The following is a 2,540-nucleotide window of genomic DNA, read 5'->3' as shown; positions in this document are numbered from 1 at the left end:
CTTTAAAGCCATATACAAGGCTTCGTTTTCTTGGATGAGAAAGGATGGTTTTTAAATGGTAACACCTCAATTGAAAGTTAAAGAAAAGGAAAAAATAGTTGTACCAAAACAGAGAGAATCTCTTTTAAATATGACTGGAACCCCAAAACTAGAAATCAAAGAGGTTGGAAAAGTTTTTAAAACGAAAAAAGGTGAAACGACCGCATTGGAAAAAACCTCCTTTTCAATTGAGGAAGGGGAATTCGTCACGATTTTAGGACCTTCGGGCTGTGGGAAGTCAACCGTGTTACGGATTGTTGCAGGGTTAGAAGAAGCAACTTCCGGCCAAGTGCTCCTTGATGGGCAGGAAATCCATGGTCCGGGACCTGATCGTGGGATGGTATTTCAATCATACACGTTATTTCCATGGTTATCAGTGAAAGACAATATTACTTTTGGTTTAAAGCTAAAGGGTGTATCTCAAAAAGAGAGAGACGATATCGCTAGACACTACTTGCAATTAATCGGTTTAGAAGGATTTGAAAATCATTTTCCGATTCAGTTATCTGGCGGGATGAAGCAACGTGTCGCAATTGCTCGAGCGTTAGCAAACGATCCAAAAATTCTATTAATGGATGAACCGTTTGGAGCATTGGATGCCCAAACCCGAAACATTATGCAGGAAGTGCTCTTGAAAGCATGGGAAGAGTCGAAAAAGACAATTCTATTTATCACTCACGATGTCGATGAGTCGATCTTTTTAGCAGATTCAGTATATGTTATGACAGCAAGACCTGGGCGTTTAAAGAAGAGGATCCCGATTGCATTGGAGCGTCCAAGGGATTTCAGTGTGAAAGCGTCCGCCCAGTTTGCCGAATATAAAGAAGAATTATTGTCGCTCATTCGAGATGAAACATTAAAAGCGATTAAGTAAAACTGCAATTTTTAGAGATAAGTATTACGAATACGGAGGTTAATGTATGGAGAACAAATGGGATCACTTGGTGAAAAATATGCCAAATCGCCTGGCACCTAGCATGGCAAAGGATCATCCAAATCTACCGGTTGTTAAAGAGGAAGGCTGCTATTATTTTGGGGTGGATGGAAAGAAGTATCTTGATTTTACGTCTGGGATTGCGGTAACAAATGTCGGACACCGTCATCCTAAGGTGGTCCAAGCGATTAAAGATGCAGCCGATGGATTGATGCACGGTCCTTCTGGCGTAATTATGTATGAGTCCATTTTACGATTGGCCGATGAACTCGCCGAAATTTTACCTGGAGAACTTGATTGCTTTTTCTTTGCCAATAGTGGGACGGAAGCAATCGAGGGAGCTCTTAAACTAGCAAAATATGTAACGAAACGTCCGTACGTTATTTCCTTTACCGGTTGTTTTCATGGTCGTTCGTTAGGTGCATTAAGTGTGACTACATCTAAAAGCAAATATCGAAAATTCATCCAGCCATCTGGTCTTACCTATCAAGTACCCTATGCGAATGTTAAAGAGTGTCCAGAAGGTTTAGATCCAGAGACCTATGTGATTGAGAAATTAGAAAAAGATTTCGCGTCATTATTTAGTCATCAAGTAACACCGGAAGAGGTGGCCTGTGTTATTTTAGAACCGGTACTCGGTGAAGGCGGTTATGTTGTTCCGCCGAAGGGCTGGTTAAAAAAAGTTCGTGAAATTTGTGATCGACATAATATTTTACTTATTTTTGATGAAGTTCAAACCGGATTTGGCCGTACAGGTCAATGGTTCGCAGCTCAGACCTTTGATGTTACCCCTGATATTATGGCAATCGCTAAAGGAATTGCCAATGGCCTGCCGCTTAGCGCAACGGTCTCCTCCGCTGAATTAATGAAACAATGGCCGCTCGGAAGCCACGGGACGACATTTGGGGGTAATCCGATTGCTTGTTCTGTTGCACTGGCTACCTTGGAAGTGATGAAAGAAGAAAACCTTCTTGAAAACACTAGGAATATCGGGAGTTATGCTGTTCAGGAGCTAGAAAAAATCAAGGAACGACACCCTGTAATAGGAAGCATCCGCGCGGTGGGCTTAATGATTGGGATTGAAATCATTGATCCAGTGACAGGTGGACCGAATGGAGAAGGATTGTTAAAAATTCTTGATCTTGCTCTTGAAAAGGGTGTACTATTCTACCTTTGCGGAAATCATGGAGAAGTCATTCGAATGATTCCACCACTAGTCGTCACTAAGGAACAAATTGATGAAGGACTCCGGATGTTTGATGAAGCATTAACGGAGTATGAAGCGTCATTGATGCAGCCAGTTAAATAATCAATAGTAAATCTGGTCGCCAATACTTGTTGGCGACCTGTTTTAATTAAAAAACACTCCGTTGTGCATTGAAGTCATATAATAGTCGAGGGCCTTGCTTCTTGCCCTATCTAATTTTTCAGGGTTGTGAAATGAAAAGTATTTTAAGATGAAGTCACTGTAGCCAAGTTTGTTTATAAGGTACAAAACATTATTGGGGATCAACATTTCTTCTGGGTTTTCTAAGTCAATCACAAATGAATAAAAGTCATTACTTTT

Annotated in this window: 3 protein-coding genes; 2 read left to right on the top strand and 1 reads right to left on the bottom strand. The window is 40.9% G+C overall.

The features are described from left to right. Positions 1–55: 55 nt before the first annotated feature. Positions 56–913: an ABC transporter ATP-binding protein gene (locus tag V7659_RS23080; RefSeq protein WP_335542511.1), complete on the top strand. Its 858-nt coding sequence runs from the start codon at positions 56–58 to the stop codon at positions 911–913. A gap of 46 nt (positions 914–959) precedes the next feature. After that, on the top strand, positions 960–2,282 hold the full coding sequence (locus V7659_RS23075; RefSeq protein WP_335542510.1) for an aspartate aminotransferase family protein: 1,323 nt from the start codon (positions 960–962) through the stop codon (positions 2,280–2,282). A 42-nt stretch (positions 2,283–2,324) separates the two neighbouring features. Here V7659_RS23075 and V7659_RS23070 read toward each other — a convergent pair. Beyond that, positions 2,325–2,540 (bottom strand): hypothetical protein (locus tag V7659_RS23070; RefSeq protein WP_335542509.1); only part of this gene is annotated, 216 nt, incomplete at its 5' end.

Source organism: Neobacillus drentensis, from assembly GCF_036966985.1.
In the GTDB taxonomy this organism is placed as follows: Bacteria; Bacillota; Bacilli; order Bacillales; family Cytobacillaceae; genus Neobacillus; species Neobacillus drentensis_E.
This window is presented reverse-complemented; position numbering and strand designations above follow the sequence as displayed.